Raw genomic sequence first — 25,295 nt, forward strand, 5'->3', positions numbered from 1 at the left:
CATGCGGCCTCCCTGCCGGCGGCCTCGCTCCACCAAGGTGGACTAGACCAACTTCAGTGTCAACGGAGTGCTTTCGGCGAGCGGGCGGCGACACCCGGACACTGCCCGATGGGGCACGCTCCGATGCCCTCGCACGGACCTCGGCGGCATGGCGGACGCCACCGCTCCTGGCTGATGCCCGACAATCGACCGACGGTGAAAGGGCCCTCCATGAGCGGCCGGACGGGCAGCACGATTCCCGCCGGCGCGCTCTGCCGTCCGGCCCCGACCGCCCGGATCAGCCCGTCACGACCCGGCACCGACCGGGTGGACGGCGATCTCCGCGAGGGCCTTGTCGTCGTGCGGCTTGTTGCGGGGCCACGTCCGGCCGTCCGGGTCCCGCTCCTCGGCCCGGTGGACGCCGTCGACCACGGCCTGCGGGTGGTCCGCCCGGCAGGCGGCGGCCAGCTCCTCCCAGGAGTGCAGGCGGTAGTCGTCCACCGCGGCCGAGACGCCGTCGGTGGCGGCGAGGACCTGGGCGACCTCGTCGAGCGGCCAGGAGGCGGTGAGCGCCCGACGGCCGGCCTCCGGCACCGCCTCGGCCACCCAGTAGCCGCCCGGCCGGTTGATCCAGCCCATCTGCGCGTCCCGGAGCTCGCGCAGCAGCTCCCGGTGCCGCTCGTCGAAACCGCTGCCACCGGCCAGGCGGCGGCGGTACTCGGCGGCCTGCGGACGGGACTCGACCAGCGTCGCGAGCCGCGGATCGGTGAACACCCGGGCCGTTCCGTCACGGCCGACCACCGCGACCGGGCTGTCGCCGAGGACCGCGGCCTCGACGACCCGGCCGCGCAGGCGCACGATCGACACCGTCGCCGCCGGCGAGGCGCCCGGCACCAGCCCGTACGCGTGGGTGACCGCCGCGAGGGCGTCGTGCAGGACCTCGGTCAGCTCCGCCCGCGGGGCCGCCGTGAGGCCGTCGACCAGCAGCGCGCCGAGGGTGTCCGCGTACCAGCCGCCGCGCGGCCGCTCGTCGGAGAGCGTGGAGACCCCGTCCAGGACCACCACGGCGTCACCGGCGGGCGTGACGAACACGCGGTCCTCGCTCGGGCGGCTGTCCTGGCCGGCGCGCTCGCCCGTGCGGACGGAGAACACGAAGGGGGTGCTGGGCACGGAGCCGGTCCTTGTCGGTAGGAGGGGGGTGTCCGTCGAGAATAGACGCCCTGCTCCGGGGAACCGCCCTGCGCACCCTCATGCACCCTCATGCACCCTCACGCGCCCTCACGCACCGTCGCTCTCGGGCGGCGCGTCGCGGTAGGGGTTCCGCGGCTTGGGCACGGCCCTGACCTCCAGGACGTCGAGCACGGGCGCCGCCGTGGCCGGCGCGCCGGGGACCGGCCGCCACACCCCGGTCACCTCGACCCAGGTGTCGGTGGCCGGCGCGGGCTCCGTGCCCTGGACCTGCACGCGCAGCCGGCGGGCGTCGGCGGCGCAGCAGCTGACGAGCAGCCGGTTGAGGTACCAGCCGCCGGGCGTGGCGCCCGGCGCGGAGGCGGGTGCGGCGAAGCCCAGGAGGCGGACCTTGCGGCCCTCCAGGCTGCGGTTGGTGTCGTGGCTGCGGCCGACGAACTCGGTCATCGACATCGCGGTGGTCGGCTCGTCCGCCGTCAGCCCCGTGTACGAGACCTGCTCGACGGTGGCCGCCGTGCCCTCGCGCTGGGCGGTGTACGCGCCGAGGGCGGGCGGCGCGAAGAACAGCAGGGCGAGGGCCGGGACGGCGAGCAGCCCGGCGACGCGGGGCGCGGCGCCGTGCTCGTGGCCGTGTCCGTGTCCGTGGTCCTGCCCGTTCTCGTGCTCGTGGTGGTCCTGACCCGAGGGGTCGGCGCGCCGGTGCCACTGCGCGCTGCCGTCCTCCGCGCGGCTGAAGGCGAGCACCGGCTCGCGCTGCGGCAGCAGCCGGCGCACGGCGTTGCCGACGCCCAGCAGGACCAGCAGGAGGCCGGAGACGATCAGCGGTACGTGCAGCCCCTCCTTGACGTACTGGAGGTAGAGGTCGCTGCCGAGGGTGATGCGCAGCAGGGCGCAGCCCAGCAGTGCGACCAGCAGCGACGGGGCGAGGGCTCGGACACGGCTCACAGCAGGACTCCTCCGACGGCGATGCTGGCCAGGACGGCGATCAGGAAGGTGACGGCCGGGAAGCGCGCGGCGAAGGAGCGGCCGAAGGCTCCGGACTGCAGGGCGATCAGCTTGAGGTCGACCATCGGGCCGACCACCAGGAACGCGAGCCGGGCGGTCGGGGAGAAGCCGGTCAGCGACGCGGCGACGAAGGCGTCCGCCTCCGAGCAGACCGCCAGCAGCACCGCGAGCACGCCGAGCGCGAGCACCTGCAACCAAGGTGTGTCGACGAAGAGTTGGAGCACCGACGGCGGTACGAGGACATTGAACGTGGCGGCCGCCATGGCGCCGACCACCAGGAAGCCGCCGGCGTGCAGGAAGTCGTGCTGCAGGCCGCGGCCGAACCGCTCCCAGGGCCCGGCGTCGTCGGCGAGACCGTCCGGGGCCTTCGGCAGGCGCAGCCACTCCTCCTTGCCGAGCCGCAGCCAGAGCCAGCCCATCACCACCGAGGTGAGCAGCGAGGCGATCAGCCGGGCGAGCACCATCTCGGGCCTGCCGGGGAAGGCGACCGCGGTGGAGACCAGCACCACCGGATTGATCGCGGGTGCGGCGAGCAGGAAGGCCAGCGCCGCCGCCGGGGCGACCCCCCGCCGCATCAGACTGCCCGCGACCGGCACCGAGGCGCACTCGCAGCCCGGCAGCACCGCCCCCGCCGCCGCCGCGACCGGCACGGCCAGCGCCTGCCGGCGCGGCAGCAGCCGCCCGAACAGGTCGGACGGCACGAACGCACCGATCGCCGCCGACACCACGGTGCCCAGCAGCAGGAACGGCACACCCTGCACGACGATGGCCATCAGCACGGTGCGCCAGGTGGCCAGCGCGGGCGCGTGCGACCACCCGAAGAACCCGGTCCCGAGCAGCACCGCCGCCACCCCGGCGGCCACCACGAGCGCGACGCCCGGGCTGCGCCGTGCGCCCGGCCCCGACGGCACACCGGCCCCGGGCGGTCCGTCCGGGGATCTGGTGAGTACTGCGGCTGCGTGGGTCTGTTCGCCCATGGTCCCGCCCCTTGGCTGCTGCCCTCGGCAGAAGTTCACGTTGCCGCACCCGCGCCGGAGCAGGGTAGCGACGGCGAAGGACGGCGCCGACTCGGCTGTGGTGCGAGCGGCGGGGTTAGATTAGCGCTGATAATCATTGCCATCTAGAGCTATGGAAGCCCTGTTTTGAGGTGCGCAGGTCAGAATGGCGACAGAAGGCCTGGCAGTAGAGCCGCAGCCGGTCCGAGCGGGCCGGCCCACCGACGGGCGGCCTCCCGGAGCGCAACCCCCGCGAGCGCGAGGCTGACGTCTCAGCAGTCCAGCGCTTGACGTTGTCCCAGGAGTAATTTCTGCGAGCGCGGGGCCGACCTCAAGCATAGAGAGACCGATCTCAACATCGCAGAGCAACCCCCGCGAGCGCGGGGCCGATAATCCGTGCCGATCGGAGCCGCCTTCGGGCAAGGAGCAACCCCCGCGAGCGCGGGGCCGACCAGTTGAGCAAGGAACAACCAGGAGTAACCCCCGCGAGCGCGGGGTCGACATCGAGTCCCGCCGACCCAGGACCTCGTCGTTCGAGCAACCCCCGCGAGCGCGAGGCCGACATCGCCCGCTGGGTGATCATCGGGGATACGCCGGAGCAACCCCCGCGAGCGCGGGGCCGACCACATCCCCTCCAGGCACACAAGCTCCGCTTCGGAGCAACCCCCGCGAGCGCGGGGCCGACCCCCGGGCGACCCAGCCGAGGATCGTCATCAACGAGCAACCCCCGCGAGCGCGGGGTCGACGCACGGACACTGCTCGTGTCGGCGACAAAGGTGGAGCAACCCCCGCGAGCGCGGGGCCGACCCGCGCAGGCCGACCAGCCACGGGATCAACTCGGAGCAACCCCCGCGAGCGCGGGGCCGACTGTCGGCCGCGGCTCAGGGCGACGTACAGGAAGGAGCAACCCCCGCGAGCGCGGGGCCGACAGCGTGACCGCCTTACTCCGCCGCACGCTCGACGAGCAACCCCCGCGAGCGCGGGGCCGACGGGCCGACGAGCAAGTCAAGCATTTGCCCCACAGAGCAACCCCCGCGAGCGCGGGGCCGACAGTCGGCCGGCTGACCTTCCAGTCGCGGGCGAGGAGCAATCCCCGCGAGCGCGGGACCGACTTCACCCACGTCGTCACCCGCGCCGGCGCCGGAGCAACCCCCGCGAGCGCGGGGCCGATCTGTCAAGTCCAAGTTGGGGCCTAGCATGCAAGGAGCAACCCCTGCGAGCGCGGGGCCGACGCCGTCGTCTACCACCCCGGCGGCGGCTTCGCGGAGCAACCCCCGCGAGCGCGGGGCCGACACTTGCTGACCTGCGACGTTTGGTGTCACGGGGCGCTGGCTGATTCGGTTCGATCGGAGCGAAGCCGATGTACTGCCTTCATCTTCCTTCACTCCGAAGCGTGTTGTCAGTGGGGTGTCTTACGCTCCGTAGCGTACTCGTACGTGGAGGTGGACACGGTGGTCGTGGATCGCTGGCGCTGGTATCCGGTCGATGTCAGGGCCTGGTTGGGCGCGCTCTGGGGCAAGTCCGCCGGGAAGGCCGGGGGGACGGTCAACCTTCTGCTGTCGCACATGCTGGACACCGCCGCCGTGGCGGAGGTCGTCTGGGACCACTATCTGCCTCAGCTGACGGTGCGGCAGCTCGACGTCGTGGCGGGAGGCCCCGGCAAGGGGAGGCGGCTGTTCTCGTGGCTGTGCGGCATTCACGACCTCGGTAAGGCGACGCCGGCGTTCCAGCGGATCGATGCTGCTGGCGAGGCGGCCGTCCGCAGGGCGGGGCTTTCCTGGGACAAGTACGCAGTGAACAAGAAGACTTGGCGCCACGACAAGGCGGGCGGCCGACTGTTGTGGCTGCTGCTCGAGAGGGCGGGTTGGGCGCGGGAGCAGATCGACTGGGTGTGGCCGCTGGTCGCCGGTCACCACGGATTGTTCCCCACAGTGGGGCAGTTGGCTCCTGGGAAGGAGGACCTCCAGGGGAAGAGCGGATCCTGGAAGTCGGCTCAGTCCGCGTTGGTGGAGGTGTTCTCCCGGGAACTCGGCTACGAGGGCGGTTCTCCGCTCGCCGGGGTGGAGCCCGCACTGGTGCCGTGCCGAGCGGTGCAGCTCCAACTGTCCGGCTTCGTGGTGATGGCGGACTGGATCGCCAGCGACGAGACGCACTTCAAGGGCGAGCCCGATCTGGCGAAGGTGACGATGCCGGGGGCACGGCAGCGAGCCACCGCCGCCTGGTCCGAGCTCGGGTTGCGCGGCGGCTGGGGGCAGTTGGCCGTTCCCGGACCGAAGGCGTTCCGGGAGCGGTTCGACCACGGGCCCAGGCCGTCCCAGGAGCTGGTGCTCGACGTGGTGCGCCGGATGGCCGGGCCGGGCCTGGTCATCGTCGAGGCGCCGATGGGGGAGGGGAAGACGAAGGCGGCGCTCGCGGCTGCTGAAGTGCTGGCGGCGCGCTTCGGCGCGGACGGGGTGTTCCTGGGCATGCCGACGCAGGCGACCGCGGATCCGATGTTCACCCAAGTCCGTTCGTGGCTAGGGAAGGTCGGGGATGGGCTGGAGGACCAGGTTGCGCTGCTGCACGGCAAGCGAATGTTCAACAAGGAGTGGCGTGGCCTGCTGGAGGGCGCGGGGAAGTGGGGCCAGGACGCCGATTCCCGCTACTCCTCGGTGGGCGTGGACGAGTTCGGCATGTCGACCGACTGCTTCGACGGCTGCGAGGCCGGGGAGCGCAAGGCTCCCGCGCAGTGGTTCCTGGGTCGTCGTCGTGGTCTGCTGAGCCCGTTCGCCGTCGGTACCATCGATCAGCTCCTCTTCGCCGCCACCCGCACCAAGCACGTGATGCTGCGCATGGCCGGTCTCATGGGCAAGGTCGTGATTCTCGACGAGGTGCACGCCGCCGACGTCTACATGTCGCAGTTCCTGCTGGAGGGGCTGTGGTGGCTCGGGCAGGCCGAGGTGCCGGTGGTGCTGCTGTCGGCGACCCTGCCGGCGGAGCAGCGGCGCCGTCTGGCCGCCGCCTACCTGGCCGGCACGCGGTCGGCAGAAGCGTCGGAGACGTTGGAGTCGTTGGACGTCCCCGAGCCGGACGGGTATCCGAGCGTGACGGCGGTTTGGTCGGGGCAGGAGAGCCGGACGGAGGCGCTGGTCGAGAGCACCACCTCCTGGCGCGGTGACCTGGCGGTGCGGGTGGAGGTGCTCGACGAACCGTCGGCGCGGAGCGATGGCGGCACGCTCCCGGGCGGCACCGACGGCCGCTCGGACGCGGTCGTCGTCGACTACCTGAGGGAGCGGCTGGTCGACGGCGGATGCGCCCTGGTCATCCGGAACACCGTGGACCGGGCCCAGTCCACCTTCGAGGCCCTGCACAAGGAGTTCAGCGCAGATGTCCGGCTTCTGCACGGCCGCCTCCATGCGGGCCACCGCGCGGACCGTACCCAGGAGGTGCTGGAACTCCTCGGGCCGCCGGGTAGCGGAGCCACGCGCCCCAGCCGGCTGATCGTCGTCGCCACCCAGCTCGCGGAGCAGTCGTTCGACGTCGACGCCGATCTGCTGATCACCGACCTCGCGCCGATGGACCTGCTCCTCCAACGGATCGGACGCCTCCACCGCCATGACGGCGTCAAACGCCCCGACCTCTTGTCACAGCCCGTCGTCGCCGTCACCGGAATCCACCTCGTAGGCCAGAGCGCACCGCAGATCCTGCGCGCCTCCGAGAAGATCTACGGCCGCTATCTGCTGCTGCGCACGGCCGCCGAGGTCGAGCGCGCGGCGAGGGTGGCCGACGGCACGTGGAGCATCCCCGGCCAGGTGCCTGACCTGGTCGCCGACGTGTACGGCACCGGCACCGGCACCGGTTTCGTCTTCCCGGCCGAGTGGGCCGAGGCCGAGACGGAGGCTCGGGAGGAATGGGAGGAGCGGCAGGCCGAGCGCCGGGCGAAGGCGGCGCCGTACGTGTTGACCCGGACCGGTGAGCACGCAGCGCCCACCCTGGAGGGGCTGCATTTCGGTGCCCACAGCAGGCTGGCCGAGGCAGGCTTCGAGGCGCTCGTCCGCGACGGGGACCGGAGCCTGGAGGTCGTCCTGGTACGCCGAGCCGGGGAGGATGTGTTCCACGCGGTGACGGGTCGCAAGCTCGGGCCGAACGGTGAGGTCGCGGCGGCGCTGCTGGACGACGTGCTCTCCGGGACGGTACGCCTTCCCGCCAAGCTGACCGCAGTGGCGGAGGAGGGTCTCGGCCCGCTGTCGGGATGGCGGGACCATCCGTGGCTGCGGTACAGCCCGGCCCTGGAGCTCGACGAGAACGGGGAAGCGGTTCTCGGTGACTTCCGGCTGCGCTACGACGACCTGCTCGGCCTCGTGGTGGGCGGCGCACGCCAATAGGGCCCACCAGTGGAGCAGATGGGGTGCGGTCCCTGACCTTGAACCCCCAACTCTCCCTCGATCAAGCGGAATTCAGGAATTGCGGCCCATGACCGGCTTCAGGTCGTGCCATGATGAAGCAACTGCTGGCTTAGGAATAACCAGTTGGGAGAACAGTGCATGCCCGGGTACAACCTTGTCGACGAGCCGTGGCTGACGGTGCGGTCGGCCGGCGGCAGACCGCCTCTGGAACTGGGGATCGCCGAGGTGCTGGCCCGGGCCCACGAACTCGAAGGCGTCGTCGTCGAGTTCTCCACTCAGCTGCCCGCCGTCCTGCGTCAGGTGCTGCTGCCCGTCGTCGCCCACGCCACTGGTGCCCCCCGAACGCTGCATGACAAGGGCCAACGCCTTTCCAGGGACGGCGGGTTCACGAAGGACGAGCTGCGCGAGATCCGGACCTACCTCGACGAGCACCGCGCGCAGTTCGACCTCTTCGACCCGAAGAACCCGTTCGGCCAGGTCGCCGGGCTGCGCACCGCCAAGGACGAAACCAAGGGCTCCGCCGCCCTCGTGGCGACCGCGGCGAGCGGCAACAACGTCCCGCTGTTCGCCAGCCGCACCGACGCAGACCCGCTCGACCTGACACCGGCCCAGGCCGCCCACTGGCTCGTCCACGCCCACTGCTGGGACACGGCGGCCATCAAGACCGGCGTCGTCGGCGACGACCAGGTCAAGGCGGGCAAGACCACCGGGAATCCCACCGGCCCGCTCGGTCAGCTCGGTGTCATCGTCCCCACCGGGCGCACCCTGTACGAGACCCTCCTGCTGAACCTGCCCGTCACCCCGCCCACCGTCCTCGGCGTCCCGCAGTGGCTTCGTGGCCCGCACGGCCCGGCCTGGAAGCCCCGCGCGGCCGAGGGCCTGCTCGACCTGTGGACCTGGCAGGCCCGCCGCATCCGGCTCGTCCCGCACGAGGACGGAAGCGGGCAGCTGAGGGTGGCCCGTGTGGTCATCAGCGCCGGCGACCGCCTCACGCCCATGCCCGAGCGGGAGCCGCACACCGCCTGGACGTTCACGGCTCCGGCGAAGAAGTCCGCCACGGCACGCCCCGAGCGCCGACCGCGCCGCCACACCCAGGGCAAGGCCGCGTGGCGCGGACTGGACGCCCTCCTCTCGGCGACCCGGCAGGGCCCGGAAGGCGCCTTCGAGACCAGCGTCCTGCTCGACGAGATCAGCGGTCTGCGGGAGATCGGCAGCCTCGACGCCGACTACCCGCTCCAGGTCGAGACCTTCGGCATGGTGTACGGCACCCAGTCGGCCGTGGTGGAGGACGTCCTCCACGACTCCATCCCGCTCTCCCTGCTCGCCCTCCACCAGGACAGCGAAGCCCACGAACTGCTGCTGGACGTGGCCGAGCAGGCGGAGCAACTGGCGAGAGCCGTCAACAACCTCTCCGCCGACCTGCGCCGCGCTGCGGGGGCGGAGCCCGTTCCCTGGGACAAGGGCCAGCGCCCCGGTGAGTTCCTCCTGCACCTGCTCGACCCGCTGGTGCGCCGCCTGCTTGCGGGCGTCCGCGGCGCGGGGGACGACGAGGAACAGCTCCACCAGGGTCGGCTCGCCTGGGAGGAGGTCGCTCATCGCCACGCGCGGGAGGCGGCGGACGCCCTTCTGCTGGCCGCGCCCGCCGCCACGTTCGGCGGTCGCACTCTTGAGCAGCCGGGCAAGGCGGGCGAGGCGGCCAAGGCAGGCAAGGCGGGCAGGACGCGGTCCTACAGTCTCGGCGCGGCCGGCGCCAACTTCCGTCGGCAGCTGGACGAGATCCTGCCCCGCTGGACCGACGCTCTGCGGCAGGCCGCCGCTGCCCGCGAGGCCGAGATCGGCCCCGGCCCCGACCACGACCCGGATCTTGGAGCGGACTTTGACCATTGAGCAGAAGCTACCGGTCCAGCGGCGCCCGTACTGGGAGAGGTACACCGCTCCCGACCACACCTGGCGCATCGACCCCCGCACCGGACAACCGGGCCGGCCGCCGGGCGAGGACCTCGCGGCCATGCGCTCCGGCCTCGGACGGCCGGCCATGGACAGCCCCAGGATGTGGCCGCTCTACAGCTGCGAGGTCGACGACTGGCTCGCGCTGCGCGACGAGGTGTCCGACGAGCAGAAGGCCGAGCACGCCGCCCTGGCCCTGTTCGGCCTCCACCAGCAGAGCCAGTCCACGCCGATGCACCGCCGCGGCGTCAAGCTCGGCCAGGCGCTGCGTGCCCTGCGCCGAAGCGGCAGGTTCAGCGAGGATGCGCTCGACACGCGGGTCGCCCAACTCGCCGGCGCCACCAGCGTGTCCGCACTACTGGTCCACCTGCGCGGCCTGGTCACCCAACTGCGCACGATCGGGCAGCCGCTGGACTACAACCACCTGATGGCCGACATCCGGGCCTGGCACCACACGGACCGGCGCCCGCAGGTCCGCCTCAAGTGGGCTGTCGGCTACCAGGGGTGGAAGGAGAAGGCGCCCGCCGAATGACCTGCCCCGCCGCCTGAACCGCCCCGCCACCTGAACCGACGTCCTCCGAGGAGTAGCGCATGACCGGCCGCCTCTACATCGACGTGCACATCCTGCAGACCGTCCCGCCGGCGAACCTCAACCGGGACGACAACGGCAACCCCAAGGAGGCCTACTACGGCGGCAAGCGCCGCTCCCGCGTCTCCTCCCAGGCCTGGAAGCGTGCCACCCGCATGCACTTCGCCGAGAGCCGCGACCGGCAGGACCTCGCCACCCGCACCAAGCGGATCGCCTCCCAGCTCGCCAAGGGCATCGCCGAGCGCACCGGCGTCACCGCGGAGGACACCCGGCGGATCGCCGACGCGCTGATCAAGGCGACCGGGATCTCCGCCGGCAAGAAGGAGGGCGACACCGCCTATCTCCTCTTCTACGGGCGCCGCCAGTTGGACGGCATCGTCGACCTGGTCGCCGACACCGCCACCGACCTCGCCGCCCTCGACGCCAAGGCGCTCGACGAGGCCGTCAAGGCTCTCCCGGTCAAGGAACAGCTGCAGAGCGGTCACCCGGCCGACGTCGCGCTCTTCGGCCGCATGGTCGCGGACATCCCCGGCCTCAACGTCGACGCCGCCACCCAGGTCGCCCACGCCCTGTCCACCCACGCCGCCGAGCTCGAATTCGACTACTACACGGCCGTCGACGACGAGAACACCGCCGACGAGACCGGTGCCGGCATGATCGGCACCATCGGCTTCAACTCCGCGACCCTCTACCGGTACGCCACCGTCGGCCTGCACCAGCTGCGCGACAACCTCGGCGACGACAAGGCCGCCGTCGACGCCGTCGACCTGTTCGTCGACTCCTTCGCCCGCTCCATGCCCACCGGCTACGGCAACTCCTTCGCCCACCGCACCCGCCCCAGCCTGGTCGCCGTCGTGGTCCGCACCGACCAGCCCGTGAACCTCGTCTCCGCCTACGAGAACGCCGTCCCGGCGAGCCACGGCATCGTCGCCGAGTCCGCACGCCGCCTCGCCGCGGAGTACGCCACCGCGACCGGACAGTGGGGCGACACCCCGCTGTACGTCGGCATCTGCCACACCCTCGGCGCCGACACCGACGAGACCGGATCGGAACTGGCGGAGGCGTTCGGGGCGAACCGCACCTTCGCCGCGCTGCGCGACGGCCTGCGCGAGGCCCTCACCGAGCAGGTGAACGGCAACTGATGCCCGCGGACCTCACCCCCGCGCGCCCGGACGAGGAGCAGGCGGTCCTCGTCCTGCGCCTGGCCGGCCCGCTCCAGTCCTGGGGCGACCGCAGCGCCTTCAACCGCCGCGACAGCCGCCCCCAGCCGACCAAGTCCGGCGTCGTCGGCCTCCTCGCCGCCGCCGCGGGCCGAGCGCGCGAAGCCGACATCACCGATCTGGTCGGACTGAGTCTCGGCGTGCGCATCGACCAGCCGGGAACCCTGCTGCGCGACTACCACACCGTCAGCGACTACCGCGGTCGTCCGTTGCCGCAGGCCGGCGTCAACGCCAAGGGGGCACAGAAGCCGACCTCCCCGGCGAAGGACACCCACGTCACCCACCGCTACTACCTCCAGGACGCGGTGTTCGTCGTCGCCGTCCAGGGCCCGGCCGCCCTCGTCACGGCACTCGCGGAGGCGATCCGCCGCCCCGTGTTCCCGCTCGCCCTCGGTCGCCGCTCCTGCGTCCCCACCCAGCCGATCGCCCTCGGCGCGATGCGCGACGGCACCCTGGAATCCGTCCTCGCCGAGGAGCCCTGGCAGGCGGGCGATGCCGCGAGGAACGCCTACCGGCGACGGGCCGAGCGGGCACCGGAGCCGTTCTCGCCGCAGCGGATCGACCTGGCCGCGACCTTCGACGACCCGTCCGGCGAGGACACCGCGCAGGACGTGCCGCGCTCCTTCGCCCCCCGCGAACGCGGCTTCTCCACCCGGCGGATCCGCCACACATGGCTCTCCGTCCCCACCGGCTTCCCGGCCCCCGCCGCACCGACCAGGCCGGCCGACGCGGCCGGCGGCCACGACCCGTTCGCCCTGCTGGGCTGGTGATCCCATGACCTACCTCTCCCGCGTCCGTATCAACCCCCTGCGGGCCGCCAGCCGCACCCTTCTCGCCAACCCCCGCGCCCTGCACGGCGCCGTCACGGCCGGAACTCCCGATGTCGCTCCCGGCGACCGGACCCTGTGGCGCCTGGACGCCGACCACCCGCGCCGCCCCGTGCTGCTGGTCCTCACCCCGTCCAAACCGGACTGGACCCACCTCGTCGAGCAGGCCGGATGGCCCGACGCGGACGGCGAGCACTACGCCGTCCGCGACTACAGCCCGCTGCTCGCCCAGCTCGCCGTCGGCCGCGAGTTCGCCTTCCGGCTCAAGGCCAGCCCCGTCCAGAACACCTCCAAGCCCGACAAGGCGAGCCCGCACCGCAACAGGACCGAAGCGGAACTGCGCCACCGCTCCTACCGCATGGCCCATCACACGGCCGCCCAACAGCTCACCTGGTTCCTGGACCGCACCACCCGATGGGGCTTCACCGTTCCCGAGGCCCGCACCGACCTCCCCGCACCGGGCCTCGAACCGGCTGACCCGGACACCCCCGCGGATGCGCAGCCCGCGCGGGAGGTGAGGATCACCGACCGCAGCCGCAGCACCTTCACCAAGCCCGGCACCCGCACCCCCGTCACCCTCACCACCGCCACCTTCGAGGGGAACCTGCGCATCACCGACCCCGGTCTGCTGCAGGCCGCCCTCCTCGGCGGCATCGGCCCGTCCAAGGCCTACGGCTGCGGTCTGCTCACCCTCGCGCCGCTGTCGACAGGGACGCGCTGACCGGTGGCCGACATCTGGTGGAAAGCCCACCCCCACGACCTGCACCGCCTCGCCGACCGCGTCTCCAGCGTCTACGTCGAGCGCAGCCACATCGACCGTGACGAGAACGCCGTCGTCGTCATCAACAAGCGCGAGACCGTCCGTGTCCCCGCCGCCATGGTCGCCGTCATGCTCCTCGGCCCGGGTACCCGTATCACCCACGGCGCCGTCAACCTCCTCGCCGATTCGGGCACCACCGTGTGCTGGGTCGGCGAACAGGGCGTGCGCATGTACGCCGCGGGTCTCGGCCCCAGCCGCGGCGCGGCCCTGCTCAACCGACAGGCCTGGCTGGTCAGCCGCACCAAGGAACGCCTCGCCGTCGCCCGGAACATGTACCGCATGCGGTTCCCCGGCGAGGACGTGAGCGCGGCGACCATGCAACAGCTGCGCGGCCGCGAGGGCGCCCGCATCCGCAAGCTCTACCAGGCCGAGTCGCGCCGGACCGGGGTTGCGTGGAACGGCCGCGTCTACAAGGCCGGCGACGCCCACGCCGCGGGCGACGACCTGAACCGCCTCCTGTCGGCGGCCAACGCCGCGCTCTACGGCATCTGTCACGCCGTCATCACCGGCCTGGGCGCCAGCCCCGGTCTGGGCTTCGTCCACACCGGCCTGGCGACCTCGTTCGTCCTCGACATCGCCGACCTCTACAAGGCCGAATACACCATCCCCTTGGCCTTCGACCTCGCCCAGCAGGGCCACACCGAGGAACGCGACGCCCGCCTCGGCCTACGGGACCGCATCGCGCAGGACAAGCTGCTCGGCCGCATCGTCAACGACGTCAAGACCCTCCTCACTCCCGAGGGCACCGACATGCCCGACGCCGAGGTCAACGAACTCTGGGACGAACGCGCCGGCACCGTCCAGGGCGGCGTCAACTGGTCCGGCACCGAAGGCACACCGGCGCCCGGCGTCTCCGACCCGGGCATGGGCGACGAGCACCTGGCCATCATCGGCCCGGAGTTCACCCAGGACACGAGCAGCCCATGACCGTCATCATCCTCATCGCAGCCCCCGAGGGCCTCCGGGGCCACCTCACCCGCTGGATGGTCGAAGTCAACGCCGGCGTCTTCGTCGGCACCCCGAGCCGCCGCATCCGCGACCGCCTCTGGGACCTCCTCGCCACCCGAATCGGCGACGGCCAGGCCGTCCTCGTCGAACCCGCCACCAACGAGCAGGGCTGGACCGTCCGCACGGCGGGGAAGGATCGCTGGACGCCCGTCGACTTCGACGGACTGATTCTCTCAGCCCGCTTGCGCCGATAAACTCGCAGGTCACGAAGTGTCGGCCCCGCACACGCGGGGATTGCTCCTGGTTGGACGCCTGGGGGTCGTCCTCGAAGTAGTCGGCCCCGCACACGCGGGGATTGCTCGATCGAGCAGTTCAGCCGCGGCCTCGAGCAGAAGTCGGCCCCGCACACGCGGGGATTGCTCACCCCAAGGCCTGGCGCACGACCACCCTGCCGGGTCGGCCCCGCACACGCGGGGATTGCTCCCGGTACGAGAGGGGCATCCGTGGGCATCTACGGTCGGCCCCGCACACGCGGGGATTGCTCCGGCTTTGGCGTGGGACATCGCGGCCTCGGCCGGTCGGCCCCGCACACGCGGGGATTGCTCCCGGCCACGTGCGAACTCACACGCTTCCCTGAAGTCGGCCCCGCACACGCGGGGATTGCTCCCCGGTTGCTCGGCGGGCGGTCCGCAAGCTGGCGTCGGCCCCGCACACGCGGGGATTGCTCCAGACGCCAGAGCGGCAGCGCGAGGCCGTGTGCGTCGGCCCCGCACACGCGGGGATTGCTCCCGCCGCTACGGCGTGCAGCTCACCGACGACAAGTCGGCCCCGCACACGCGGGGATTGCTCCGTCAACTCGACCGCCCAGCTGTCGGCGGCTCTGTCGGCCCCGCACGCGCGGGGATGGCTCCGAGCGGACCTGTGTTCGAGGGTTGCGCCGCTGGTCGGCGGCCACGCGATGCCGCAGGAACTCGTGTCCTGAACCCCTTCGCCCGGTCTCTCGATCCGGCCGGAGGTTTCGGGACCTTCATGGGGACGTTCCCGGTGCGGGGTCCCGTCCGGCGTGGGTTCCGTATGCGGCGGCCCTGCCGGCGTGCTCCACCGGGGGAGCACGCCAGCAGGGCCGCTGTCGCAACGCCCTCCGGGAGCCGCTGAGGCGCCTCCCGGAGCTCGTCAGGCCTCCAGGTCGTAGACCGCCGTCACCGGTGCGTGGTCGCTCCACCGCTCGGCGTGGGTCTCGGCGCGCTCGACGTAGGCTTCGACGGCCCGCTCGGCCAGGGCGGGGGTGGCGACCTGGAGGTCGATGCGCCAGCCCGAGTCGTTGTCGAAGGCGCGGCCCCGGTAGGACCACCAGGAGTAGGGGCCGGTGCGGTCGGGGTGGAGGCGGCGGACGACGTCGACGTAGCCGGCCTCGTCGTAGACGCGGGAGAGCCAGGCGCGCTCCTCGGGGAGGAAGCCGGCGGCCTTCTGGTTGGCCTTCCAGTTCTTGAGGTCCTCGGGGCGGTGGGCGATGTTCCAGTCGCCGCAGACCACGACCTCGCGGCCGTCGGCGGCGGCGCGGGTGCGGAGTTTCTGAAGGTGGAGGAGGAACTCCGCCATGAAGCGTTCCTTCTCCTCCTGGCGCTCGGTGCCGACTTCTCCGGAGGGGAGGTAGAGGCTGGCCACGGTCAGGCCCGGCAGATCGATTTCGACATACCTGCCCGAATTGTCGAATTCCGCCGATTCGAACCCGACGGCCGTCCGGCTCGGCTCCCGGCGGGAGAGGACGGCGACGCCGGCCCGGCCCTTGGTGGCGGCCGGGGCCCACACCGTGTGCCAGCCGTCCAGGTCGCGCAGTTCCACGGGGAGCTGCTCGGGCTCGGAGCGCACCTCCTGCAGGCAGACCACGTCCGCCTCGGTGGCGGCGAGCCACTCGATGAAGCCCTTCTTGGCCGCTGCCCGGATTCCGTTCACATTCACACTCGTCACCACGATCACCCGGGCAGCCTACCGAGTGGCACTGACAGGGGCGGGATGCGACGCGTCCGCTTGAGTGCTTGGCGTGAACGCACCATGAAACTGTGGGTCGGTCGTGCCGGGGGGCGCCATTGGTCTTGACCATCTCCCGATCGAGCCCCTAGGGTCACTTACTGCAAAGACCTTTAATAAAGAAGGACGGAAAAAGCCCGCTCTCCCACCTGCCGCAACAGCGGGCAGCGGGCCGGAACCGACCTCTTTCGGTCACGGTCGGGCACAGCGGAAGAAAACCGGGTGGAGGACATGGTGGGAACGACAGGGCAGCTCGCGGCGGTTCCGGAGCCGAAGTACTGGCACCTGCGCACGGTGCTGCTCCGCGCCATCGACACGGAGTTCTCCACCGGCCAGATCCTCCCCAACGAGCGCGAGCTCTCCGCCCGCTTCGGTGTCGCCCGGGCCACGCTCCGGCAGGCGCTCGACCAGCTGGAGCTGGAGGGCCGCCTGGTCCGCCGGCGCGGCATCGGCACCCTGATCGCCGCCCCCCGGGTCGGCGTCCCGGTGAACCGGCAGGAGGAGGGCTGGCCCGGCGCCGCCCGCAGCCAGGCCTGGCGCGCGGTGGACTGCACCACCGCCCCGGCCACCCGCCGGCTGGCCGCGGCGCTCGGAGTCCCCGAGGGCGCGCCCGTGCACACCGTCCGCCGGGTCCGGCTGGTCCAGGGGCAGAGCATGGCCTCCGAGTCGCTGCACGTGCCGGCCGCCGTGCTGCCGCACCTGCCCGGCTTCCGCGCCGAGAGCGACCGCGCCCGCTCGGTGCTGCGCCAGCTGGAGCGCCTGGAGGTCGACGGCGAGTCCCGCTCGGTCGAGCTGGGTGTCGCCGAGGCCGAGGAGGCCGCCCTGCTGGAGCGCCCGCCCGGCTCGCCGGTCCTGGTGATGACCACCCAGTACGCCGCCGCCGGCCGGCTCGTCGCGCTCGCCGTCGCCACCTACCGCGCGGACACCTGCAAGCTCACCTTCGGCGAGACCGGCCTCGTCGAGGTCACCCCCGTCGGCGCCACCCCCGTGGGTGCCGCCGCCTCCTGATCCACTCCCGAAAACCCTCAGGCCCGGGCCCGAACGCCGTACAGGCGTCCGGGCCCGGGCCGTTTCGTGCGTGGGGGAGGGGCGGATCACGGGTTCCTGAACGAGGGACAACCGTTCGGGGTCGCCCCTGGGCGCCCGGCACAAGGGTCGGTAGGTTACGGACGATCTCCGTACGACCCGAACTGCCGCGCGAAACCCGAGTGTCCGTTGATTCAGGGGTGGGGTCCATGAACACGCACTGGTACCGCACGATCGTCGACAGCCCGGCCGGACGCCGGGTGGTCCAGTTACTGATCCTCGCGCTGATCGCCGTCGGCCTCGGCGTTCCGCCGACCGCGGCCTGGGCGGTGGGCCGGGAGCGCGCGGTGCTCTCCGCGCCGCTGCCGCCGGGCAAGGTCGGCGCCGACGCGCGGACCGTCGATCCGCCGCCGACGCAGGAGCGGGCACCGGACGACAGCCCGCTCGCCCGGGAGCGGGCCGGGATCGAGGCCGAGGTCGAGGCCGCGCGGCAGCCGCCGCGGCCCGCGCCGGGCCCGCCGGCCGCCCCCGACGCCACCGAGCACGCCGAGCGGGCCGAGGAACTCGCCGCCGGGCGGAAGGCCCCTGCGTACCGGATCCCGGCGGCGGAGGAGGTGGACGACACCGGCAAGCGCCGGCGTGCCGCCCCCGGCCCGGCCGCGGCCCCGCTGACGCTGGAGCAACTGGCCGCCCCGCCCGCAGCCGCGGCGTCCCCGCCCACCCCCGAAGCACACCCCGCCCCGCAGGTCGCCGCCGCGCAGACCTACGGCGCCTCCTACCAGGTCGGCCAGCTGGTCCTGGCCCCGCGCTACGACGCGATCGGCTATCTGCGGCTGACGGTCACCAACACCTCGAACTTCACCTGGACCACCACCGGCCAGTCCCTCGGCCTGCACCTCTACCGCGCCGACCAGTCCCTCCTGAACTACACCGCCGCCTTCACGGCCCTGCCCGCGGACGTCGCCCCCGGCACCGCCCTCACCTTCGACGCCGTCGTCCCCTTCCTCGGCCCGGGCAACTACCTGCTGGTGTACGAGATGGCGGACACCGGCAACGGCGGGTACTTCTTCTCCCACTACGGCGTGCCCGCGGCCCAGGCCGCCGCGCTGACCGTGCCGCACTACGCACCCTCCGCGAGCGACGGCTGGCCCGCCGTCGGGGCCACCGTGGCCTCCCTCACCCAGCCGCTCTCCGCCTTCGTCGGCGACGACGCCAGCACGCCCGTCCAGGTCGAGTACCAGCTCTGCACCGACAGCGACCCGGCCAAGGGCACCTGCTGGGGCTCGGGCTGGCAGGGCGTGCCCGCGCACCCGAACAGCTTCGGAGTGCTGACCAACTGGACGCCGCCCGCCGGCGCGCTGCGCTGGAACACCGCCTACTGGTGGCGCCTGCGGGTCCAGGACAGCGGCTACACCTCGCCGTTCAGCGGGATGAGCCCCTTCACCGTCGTCGTCCCGCCGCCGAACGACGCCGCCAGGCTCGGCCTGGACCCGGGCGCGCTGGACGAGACCGGCGTCAACCTCTACCTCGGCAACTACACCAGCCAGGAGACCGACGCCGACTTCCCGCAGTCCGGCATCGGCCTCCAGGTGCAGCGGACGTACAACAGCGCCGGAACCGCCAACGGCTCCTTCGGCATCGGCTGGTCCTCCCTGTGGGACATGGGCATGAAGGACGCCGGCAACGGCCTCTTCACCCTGGCGCTCGCCGACGGCCGGAAGGTCAACTTCGGCCGCAACACCGACGGCGCGCTCGTCTCCGAGTACGGCGGCACCAACGTCGGCCAGTGGATCGAGCAGGGCCACCTGAAGCTCGCCGGACTCGACTACTACCTGGGCGACAAGGTCCGGATGATCACCCGCGACCACGGCTCGGCCAAGGTGGAGTTCGAGCGCACCTACGACAGCGGCGGCCAGGTCTCCGCCTCGGTGCTGGTGAACGCCAGCTCCGACCGCAGGCTCTACCTGCGCTGGTTCGGCGGCCACATCACCACCGTCTCCACCAGCCCGAGCTTCTCCGGCACCGGGGCGCTCACCTGGACGTACACCTACACCGGGGACTACCTCACCAAGGTGTGCGCACCGGGCGGCGGCTGCACCACCTACAGCTACGAGGCCTCCCGCCCCGACGGCGGCCCGAAGCGCCTGGTCAAGGTCCAGCAGGCACGCGCCGAGAACTCCACCACCATCGGCTACGACGGCGCGCTCGTCCAGCACGTCGGCAGGGCCGACAACTCCGCCACCGGGGTGGACAACGGCTGGACGTACGACCGCAGCACCGACACCACCGGGCCGATGCCGGTACTGCGGGTGCACCGCACCGACCCGCGCGGCGTGCACACCTACTACCAGTACAACCAGGCCGGCCGGCTGGAGTACCGCTGGAACGGCACCCCGACCCCGCCACCGGGCCGCACCCGGATGTTCCTGTACGACGCCTTCGGCCGGCTCACCGCCTTCGTCGACGAGAACGACAACGTCGTCCGCTACGGCTGGGACAACGTCACCGGGGCACTCACCACCACCACCCGCTACCGCACCCCGACCCAGCCGTACACCGAACGGACCGAGTACTACCTCGACCCCGCCTGGGCCGGCGACCCGCGCAACGGCCTGCCGGTGCGGTCGACCGACGCCAACGGCCACACCACCGAGCAGACCTACAACACGGCCGGCTTCCGGCGCACCGAGACCGACCCGACCGGCGGCGTCACCACCACCGTGTGGGGCTGCCGGGACGTGCTCGCCCAGCCGGTCGTCAACGACATCCACCCCGGGCACCAGGGCCCGGGCATGAACGGCGCCTGCGGCGTCCCCGTCTCCGTCACCGACGCCGGCGGACGCACCACCCGCTACGGCTACAACGGCGAGAACGACCAGACCCAGGTCACCGACCCCGCCGGCCGCGTCGTCAACACCTTCCACGACGACCTGGGCCGGGTCACCTCGCGCACCGTCGCCGACCCCGCCCACCCCGCGGGCGTCGCCACCGACTACACCTACGACCAGGCCGGCCGGCTCGCCACCGAGACCGGGCCCGCCGTCACCAACCCCGTCACCGGGGTCACCCACCGGGCCCGCACCGGCTACACCTACGACGCGGACGGCAACCTCGCCACCCGCACCGTCAGCGACCTCACCCCGGCCGCCCAGGGCGGTGACGCCCCGCGCACCACCACCTTCGGCTACGACGCCCAGGACCGGCTCACCAGCGTCGCCCAGGACGGCGTCACCACCAAACGCGTGACGTACGACCAGCTCGGCAACATCACCGACAGCTGGAGTCCCAACGGCGCCCACTACGTCTACGGCTACGACGTCAACGGCCGGCTCACCACCGTCGACCTCAAGGACTTCGTCGACGACCCGGGCACGGCAGGCCCCCCGAAGCGCGCCGTCCGGCTGAAGACCTTCGGGTACGACCGGGCCGGCCGGCTCTCCGCCGCCGCCGACGCGATGGGCCACCTGGTCACCTACACCTACACGGCCGACGACCTGGTGCTCACCGAGAAGTACTCGCTCACCGCCCAGGACGGGAACAGCAGCCGGGAGATCACCCTCCACACCTTCACCTACGACAACGCCGGCAACGTGGTGAAGGACGTCCGCGGCGACGGCCCCGACGCCCGCACCACCACCTACGCCTACGACGCCGCCAACCGCCCCACCCGCACCACGGCCGACCCCGGCGGCCTGAACCGCACCACCACCACCGCCTACGACCGGGCCGGACTGGTCACCGCGAGCACCGTCACCGACGGCACCCGCACCGAGACCCGCGAGAACGTCTGGGACCAGGCCACCGGCCAGCTCGCCGGCACCGTGGTGCGCCCCGAAGCCGGCACCGCCCTGGTCACCGGCTACCTGCGCGACGCCCACGGCCGCGTCCTCGCCTCCACCGACCCCCGCGGCATGCCGCAGCCCGGCGCCCCCGGCAGCCCCGACCCGGCGTACACCACCACCACCGGCTACGACCTGCTCGGCCGCCCCAGCACCGTCACCCTCCCCGCCGCCCAGGTCGAGGACGGCACCCCCGGCGCCACCCCGACCGCCCGGCAGGCCGTCACCACCCGCGGCTACAACACCTTCGGCGAACTCACCGACCTCAAGGACTCCACCGGCCGGACCACCCGCCACCTGTACGACCGGCAGGGCCGCCGCACCGAGACCCGGCTGCCCGCCTACACCCCGCCGGGTGCCACCGCCGCCCTGAACCCGGTCGAGAAGTGGACGTACGACGCGGACGGCAACACCACCGCCCACACCGACGCCCTCGGCCGCACCGTCACGTACACCTACGACCTGCGCGACCGCCTGGTGCGCACCACCCTGCCGCCCACCGCCCCCGGCGCCGCGCCCGGCGTCACCGTGGTGCGCCGCGACGACAACGGCAACGTCCTGTCCGTCATCGACCCCACCGGCGCCCAGACCCTCGCCGTGTACGACGGCATGGACCGGCGGATCTCCGCCACCTCGGTGGTCCGCAACGGCACCGCCACCCCCGACACGTACACCACCACCTACACCCACGACGACTTCGGCGACGTCCTCACCGAGACCCTCGGCACGACCACCACCGCCTACACCTACGACAAGCTCGGCGAGTTGGCCTCCAGCACCCCGGCGGGGCGCGGCACCACCCGCTGGACCTACGACCTCGCGGGCCGCCCGCTCACCACCACCGACCCGCTCGGCCGCGTCTCCACCACCGGTTACGACCTGGCCGGCCGGCCCACCACCAAAGCCGTCGCCGACCCCGCCGGCACCGTGCTCGCCCGCACCGGCTACGGCTACGACGCCGCCGGCAACACGGTGAGCGTCACCGACCCGAACGGCCAGACCTGGCGCACCGCCTACGACGCCCGCAACCAGCCCACCACGCTCACCGACCCGCCCGTGCGCCCCGGCGACGCCGCCTCCGCCCCGGTCACCGGCCTCGGCCACGACCTGCTCGGCCGGCTCACCCGGATCACCGACGCCAACGGCAACGCCACCCACCAGCGGTACAACACCCTGGGCCTGGCCGAGACGGAGTCCCTGCCGGCCGTCCCCGCCGACCAGTCCGCCGCCGACCGGACCACCACCACCGCCTACGACGCGGCCGGACAGGTCACCGGCATCACCGAACCCGGCGGTGTCAGGCGCACCTTCGGCTACGACGGCCTCGGCCGGCTGACCACCGAGACCGGCACCGGCGGCGACGGCGACGCCTCGCGCACCTTCGGCTACGACCTCGCCGGCCGGATCACCTCCGCCTCCGCCCCCGGCGGCCCCCAGACCTTCACCTGGGACGACCGCGGCCTGCTGACCGGCAGCCGGGGTCCGCTCGGCACCAGCGCCTTCACCTACGACGCCGCCGCCCGCCCGCTCACCGAGACCGACCCCGGCGGCGCCCGGGTCAGCTACACCTGGAGCGGCAACACCGACCTCGGCACCGTCACCGACAGCCTCTCCGGCCTCACCCGCACCCTCACCCACGACCTCGCGGGCCAGGTCACCACCGAGAAGCGCACGGCCGGCCAGACCGCCGGACCCACCCGCACCCTCGCCTACGACGGCCTCGGCCGGGTCACCGCCGACACCGTCACCGACCCCACCGGCCACCTCTCCACCCAGCTCACCTACAGCTGGGACCCGGCCGGCCGACTGCTCACCAGCGGCTCCACCGGCACCGCCGACCCGCACGGCGAGACCTACGACTACGACCCGGCCGGACGCCTCACCAGGGTCACCGACACCACCAGGGGCACCGGCACCGACTACGGCTGGGACGCCGCCGGCAACCGCACCTCCGTCACCGACTGGACCGGCACCGCCGCCCAGCACACCACCACCGGCACCAGCACCGCCGCCTACGACCCGCGCAACCGCCTCACCTCCACCACCGCCGCCGACGGCTCCACCACCGGCTACACCTTCACCCCGCGCGGCACCCTCGCCACCACGACCACCAAGAACGCCGCCGGCGCCGTCACCGCGTCCTCCACCAACCGCTACGACGCGCTCGGCCGGCTCACCGGCGTCGACGGCCGCTCCTACGCCTACGACGCCCTCGACCGCCTCACCGCCGCCACGGCGGGCGCGGCCGGCGCGGCCTCCTTCACCTACCCCGGCCTCGCCAAGGAACCGGACTCCGACGGCAGCTGGTCCTACGCCAGGGCGTTCGACGGCACCCCGCTCGCCGCGGCCCCGAGCGGCGGCGGCACCGCCCGCACCCTGCTCACCAACGCCCACCACGACGTGCTCGGCACCACCGACACCGGCAGCGGAGCACTCGCCGCCGGGCGCTCGTACAGCCCCTTCGGCAAGCCCACCGCCACCACCGGCGCCACCCCCGGCCTCGGCTTCCAGGGCGGCTGGACCGACCCCGCCACCGGCCGCGTCCACGCCCAGGCCCGCTGGTACGACCCCGGCACCGGGCGCTTCACCTCCGGCGACGACCGGGTCCCCGGCCTCGGCTCCGCCGCCGCCACCAACCGCTACGGCTACGGCGACGGCGACCCGCTCGGCAACTGGGACCCCAGCGGCCACTTCAGCATCGGCTCCGTCCTCGGCGGCATCGGCCACGCGATCGAACTCACCGAGGAGGCCTTCGCCGCCATGTGGGGCGAGGGCGGCGCGGTGCTGCGCACCGTCGGCGGGGCCGTGGTGACCGCCGCCGACGCCGCCGGGGCCGCCGCGGTGGAGGGCCTCGCCGTCGCCGGGGCCGAGGTCGTCGCGGTCGGCGCCACCGCGGCCGAGGCCGCGGGCGCGGCACTGGTCTGCGCCGCCGGGTGCGTGGCCGCGATCGTGGTCGGCACCGTCATCGTGGTGGCGGTGGCCGGCTACCTCGTCTACGAGATCGTCAACGCCGACGGCAGCCTCAGCCCGGTCTCCACCGGCACCGGCACCGGCACCTCCCCGCGCTACGACCCCCGCGACGACCCGCGGGTCCAGCGCCCGCGCGCCAGCGGCACCACCGACCCGGCCGCCAAGAGCCCGCCGCGGCCCGCCGGTACCACGATCACCGCGACCCGGACCAACGTGCCCCGCCCGCAGGCGACCCCGCCCAGGCCGGTCGTCGTCAAGACCGGCACCAGCTGGCGCACCACCGAGGACGTCCGCACCGAGACCAGCCACTGGTGGGACGACACCTACCTCTACACCCGCACCGACACCTGGATCACCGACACCACCTTCATCACCACCCACTACTCCGACGGCTCCTGGACCGAGAGCGGACCGCAGGTCAGCATCCGGCACCTGTGGGAGACCCTGCGCAAGGCCCTGATCGACTTCACCAACCCGATCCAGCTCCCGGTCCCCACCGACACCAACAGCCCCGACCCCCACGTCGACAACCCCGCCGACCCCGGTCGCGGCTGCGGCACCGGCGGCCCCGCCGACGACTGCCCCACCGACACCGCCGGCGCCGGCCGCCTCCCGGGCGGAGCCCTCGACCCCACCCCGACCCCGGCCGACGCCGGCCAGGGCGGCAGGAAGCCCCCGACGGCGGACGCCCCGAGCTGCGACGCCGACGAGATCCTGCCCCAGGGCGTCACCGCGGAGAAGTTCGCGGAGGCGGCCGAGCAGCTGCGGGCCCACCCCCGGGGGCAGGAGGGCGACCTCGTGGTGCAGGGGAGCCGGGCGGCCGGCACGGCCCGCCCGGACTCGGACATCGATTTCGCCATCAGGGTGGACTCCGACCGGTTCGACCAGCTGATCGGTGAGTGCTTCGGCACGCCCAACCCCGGGAGCGCCAAGGAGAAGACGCGGGACCGCGCCGCGCAATCGGGCAAGATCCAGGCCGGCGAGGCCGGGATGAAGGGTCTGCGCAAGCTGCTGGCGAGGACACTGGGAATGAAGGTGGACCTGTCGGTCATCAGGATCGGCGGCCCCTTCGACAACCCGCCCTTCATCGGAGTTCCCTGATGGACCGCTACGAGTACTGCAAGATCTTCGTGCACGGCGCCGACCCGGCACGCGCCGTCGGCCTGCTGGGAGCCCTGCTCGGCGCCGCGTTCGATGACGACGACTCCCTGACCTTCGACGGCATCGAGGTCGACGTCCTGGGCAACCCGGACGGTGTCCCGGGCGCCGTGGACTTCCTCCGGTGGCCGGCCCTGGTCGAGGTCGAACCCCTCGACGCGCCGCCGTCGGCGACGGTCGGTCTGGTGGCCCGCATCCTCACCGGACTCCACGACGCCGGGCACCTCGCCGTCGCCGCGTGCGACTACGAGGACGAGCTGCCGTGGAGTGGAGGCATCCGGCTCTTCGACCGCTGGGCGGCCGGGCTGGACCGGGGGGCGGGCGAGGGCGCCGGGCAGCCGTGAACCCGAGCGGTACGGCCGGGCCGGAGA

15 protein-coding genes and 2 CRISPR repeat arrays are annotated in these 25,295 nt (G+C 72.9%); of the genes, 11 read left to right on the forward strand and 4 right to left on the reverse strand.

Translation table 11 applies throughout. The features are described 5' to 3' along the window. Positions 1 to 285: 285 nt before the first annotated feature. The 3 genes from BLU95_RS33915 to BLU95_RS33925 form a co-directional block, all read right to left on the reverse strand. Positions 286 to 1,149, reverse strand: coding sequence for a protein phosphatase 2C domain-containing protein (locus BLU95_RS33915; RefSeq protein ID WP_231978018.1), 864 nt, complete (start codon positions 1,147 to 1,149; stop codon positions 286 to 288). Between the two features lie 108 nt (positions 1,150 to 1,257). Further along, positions 1,258 to 2,112 (reverse strand): TIGR03943 family putative permease subunit, encoded by an 855-nt coding sequence (locus tag BLU95_RS33920; RefSeq protein ID WP_093863348.1) that lies wholly within the window; start codon positions 2,110 to 2,112, stop codon positions 1,258 to 1,260. Further along, positions 2,109 to 3,149, reverse strand: coding sequence for a permease (locus BLU95_RS33925; protein WP_093863349.1), 1,041 nt, complete (start codon positions 3,147 to 3,149; stop codon positions 2,109 to 2,111). The genes BLU95_RS33920 and BLU95_RS33925 overlap by 4 nt, the downstream gene beginning before the upstream one ends. Positions 3,150 to 3,530: 381 nt before the next feature. Beyond that, positions 3,531 to 4,455: a CRISPR direct-repeat array (repeat unit 23 nt; unit sequence GAGCAACCCCCGCGAGCGCGGGG). Between the two features lie 148 nt (positions 4,456 to 4,603). On the opposite strand from BLU95_RS33925, the gene BLU95_RS33930 reads away from it, so the two are divergent. The 8 genes from BLU95_RS33930 to cas2e all read left to right on the forward strand — a co-directional run bounded on the left by BLU95_RS33930 (position 4,604) and on the right by cas2e (position 14,157). After that, a complete protein-coding gene (locus tag BLU95_RS33930) occupies positions 4,604 to 7,531 on the forward strand; it encodes a CRISPR-associated endonuclease Cas3'' (RefSeq protein ID WP_231978019.1) in 2,928 nt (975 codons plus the stop codon). 159 nt (positions 7,532 to 7,690) lie between these two features. Continuing rightward, positions 7,691 to 9,439, forward strand: coding sequence for a type I-E CRISPR-associated protein Cse1/CasA (gene casA / locus BLU95_RS33935; RefSeq protein WP_093863350.1), 1,749 nt, complete (start codon positions 7,691 to 7,693; stop codon positions 9,437 to 9,439). Continuing rightward, complete coding sequence (casB, locus tag BLU95_RS33940) at positions 9,429 to 10,031, forward strand: type I-E CRISPR-associated protein Cse2/CasB (protein WP_093863351.1); 603 nt, start codon at positions 9,429 to 9,431, stop codon at positions 10,029 to 10,031. Before casA ends, casB begins: the two co-directional genes overlap by 11 nt. Before the next feature lie 59 nt (positions 10,032 to 10,090). After that, positions 10,091 to 11,230 (forward strand): type I-E CRISPR-associated protein Cas7/Cse4/CasC, encoded by a 1,140-nt coding sequence (gene cas7e, locus BLU95_RS33945; RefSeq protein WP_093863352.1) that lies wholly within the window; start codon positions 10,091 to 10,093, stop codon positions 11,228 to 11,230. After that, positions 11,230 to 12,078 carry a type I-E CRISPR-associated protein Cas5/CasD gene (gene cas5e, locus BLU95_RS33950; RefSeq protein WP_093863353.1) on the forward strand — a complete coding sequence of 283 codons (849 nt, stop codon included), beginning with the start codon at positions 11,230 to 11,232 and terminating at the stop codon, positions 12,076 to 12,078. The genes cas7e and cas5e overlap by 1 nt, the downstream gene beginning before the upstream one ends. A 4-nt stretch (positions 12,079 to 12,082) precedes the next feature. Then, entirely contained in the window at positions 12,083 to 12,856 is a 774-nt protein-coding gene (gene cas6e, locus BLU95_RS33955; protein ID WP_093863354.1) for a type I-E CRISPR-associated protein Cas6/Cse3/CasE, read from the forward strand. A 3-nt stretch (positions 12,857 to 12,859) separates the two neighbouring features. Continuing rightward, a complete protein-coding gene (cas1e, locus tag BLU95_RS33960) occupies positions 12,860 to 13,882 on the forward strand; it encodes a type I-E CRISPR-associated endonuclease Cas1e (RefSeq protein WP_093863355.1) in 1,023 nt (340 codons plus the stop codon). Then, positions 13,879 to 14,157: a type I-E CRISPR-associated endoribonuclease Cas2e gene (gene cas2e, locus BLU95_RS33965; protein ID WP_093863356.1), complete on the forward strand. Its 279-nt coding sequence runs from the start codon at positions 13,879 to 13,881 to the stop codon at positions 14,155 to 14,157. Before cas1e ends, cas2e begins: the two co-directional genes overlap by 4 nt. A gap of 18 nt (positions 14,158 to 14,175) precedes the next feature. Continuing rightward, positions 14,176 to 14,813: a CRISPR direct-repeat array (repeat unit 28 nt; unit sequence GTCGGCCCCGCACACGCGGGGATTGCTC). 263 nt (positions 14,814 to 15,076) lie between these two features. Here the strand turns inward: cas2e and BLU95_RS33970 are convergent. Further along, complete coding sequence (locus tag BLU95_RS33970; RefSeq protein WP_502689875.1) at positions 15,077 to 15,871, reverse strand: exodeoxyribonuclease III; 795 nt, start codon at positions 15,869 to 15,871, stop codon at positions 15,077 to 15,079. Positions 15,872 to 16,165: 294 nt separating this feature from the next. On the opposite strand from BLU95_RS33970, the gene BLU95_RS33975 reads away from it, so the two are divergent. The 3 genes from BLU95_RS33975 to BLU95_RS33985 all read left to right on the forward strand — a co-directional run bounded on the left by BLU95_RS33975 (position 16,166) and on the right by BLU95_RS33985 (position 25,268). Further along, entirely contained in the window at positions 16,166 to 16,939 is a 774-nt protein-coding gene (locus BLU95_RS33975; protein WP_093865322.1) for a GntR family transcriptional regulator, read from the forward strand. Positions 16,940 to 17,166: 227 nt separating this feature from the next. Continuing rightward, entirely contained in the window at positions 17,167 to 24,867 is a 7,701-nt protein-coding gene (locus tag BLU95_RS45295; RefSeq protein WP_093863358.1) for an RHS repeat-associated core domain-containing protein, read from the forward strand. Further along, positions 24,867 to 25,268: a hypothetical protein gene (locus tag BLU95_RS33985; protein WP_093863359.1), complete on the forward strand. Its 402-nt coding sequence runs from the start codon at positions 24,867 to 24,869 to the stop codon at positions 25,266 to 25,268. Before BLU95_RS45295 ends, BLU95_RS33985 begins: the two co-directional genes overlap by 1 nt. Positions 25,269 to 25,295: the final 27 nt, after the last annotated feature.

Origin of the sequence: Streptomyces sp. TLI_053, assembly GCF_900105395.1 — a bacterium.
GTDB lineage: Bacteria > Actinomycetota > Actinomycetes > Streptomycetales > Streptomycetaceae > Kitasatospora.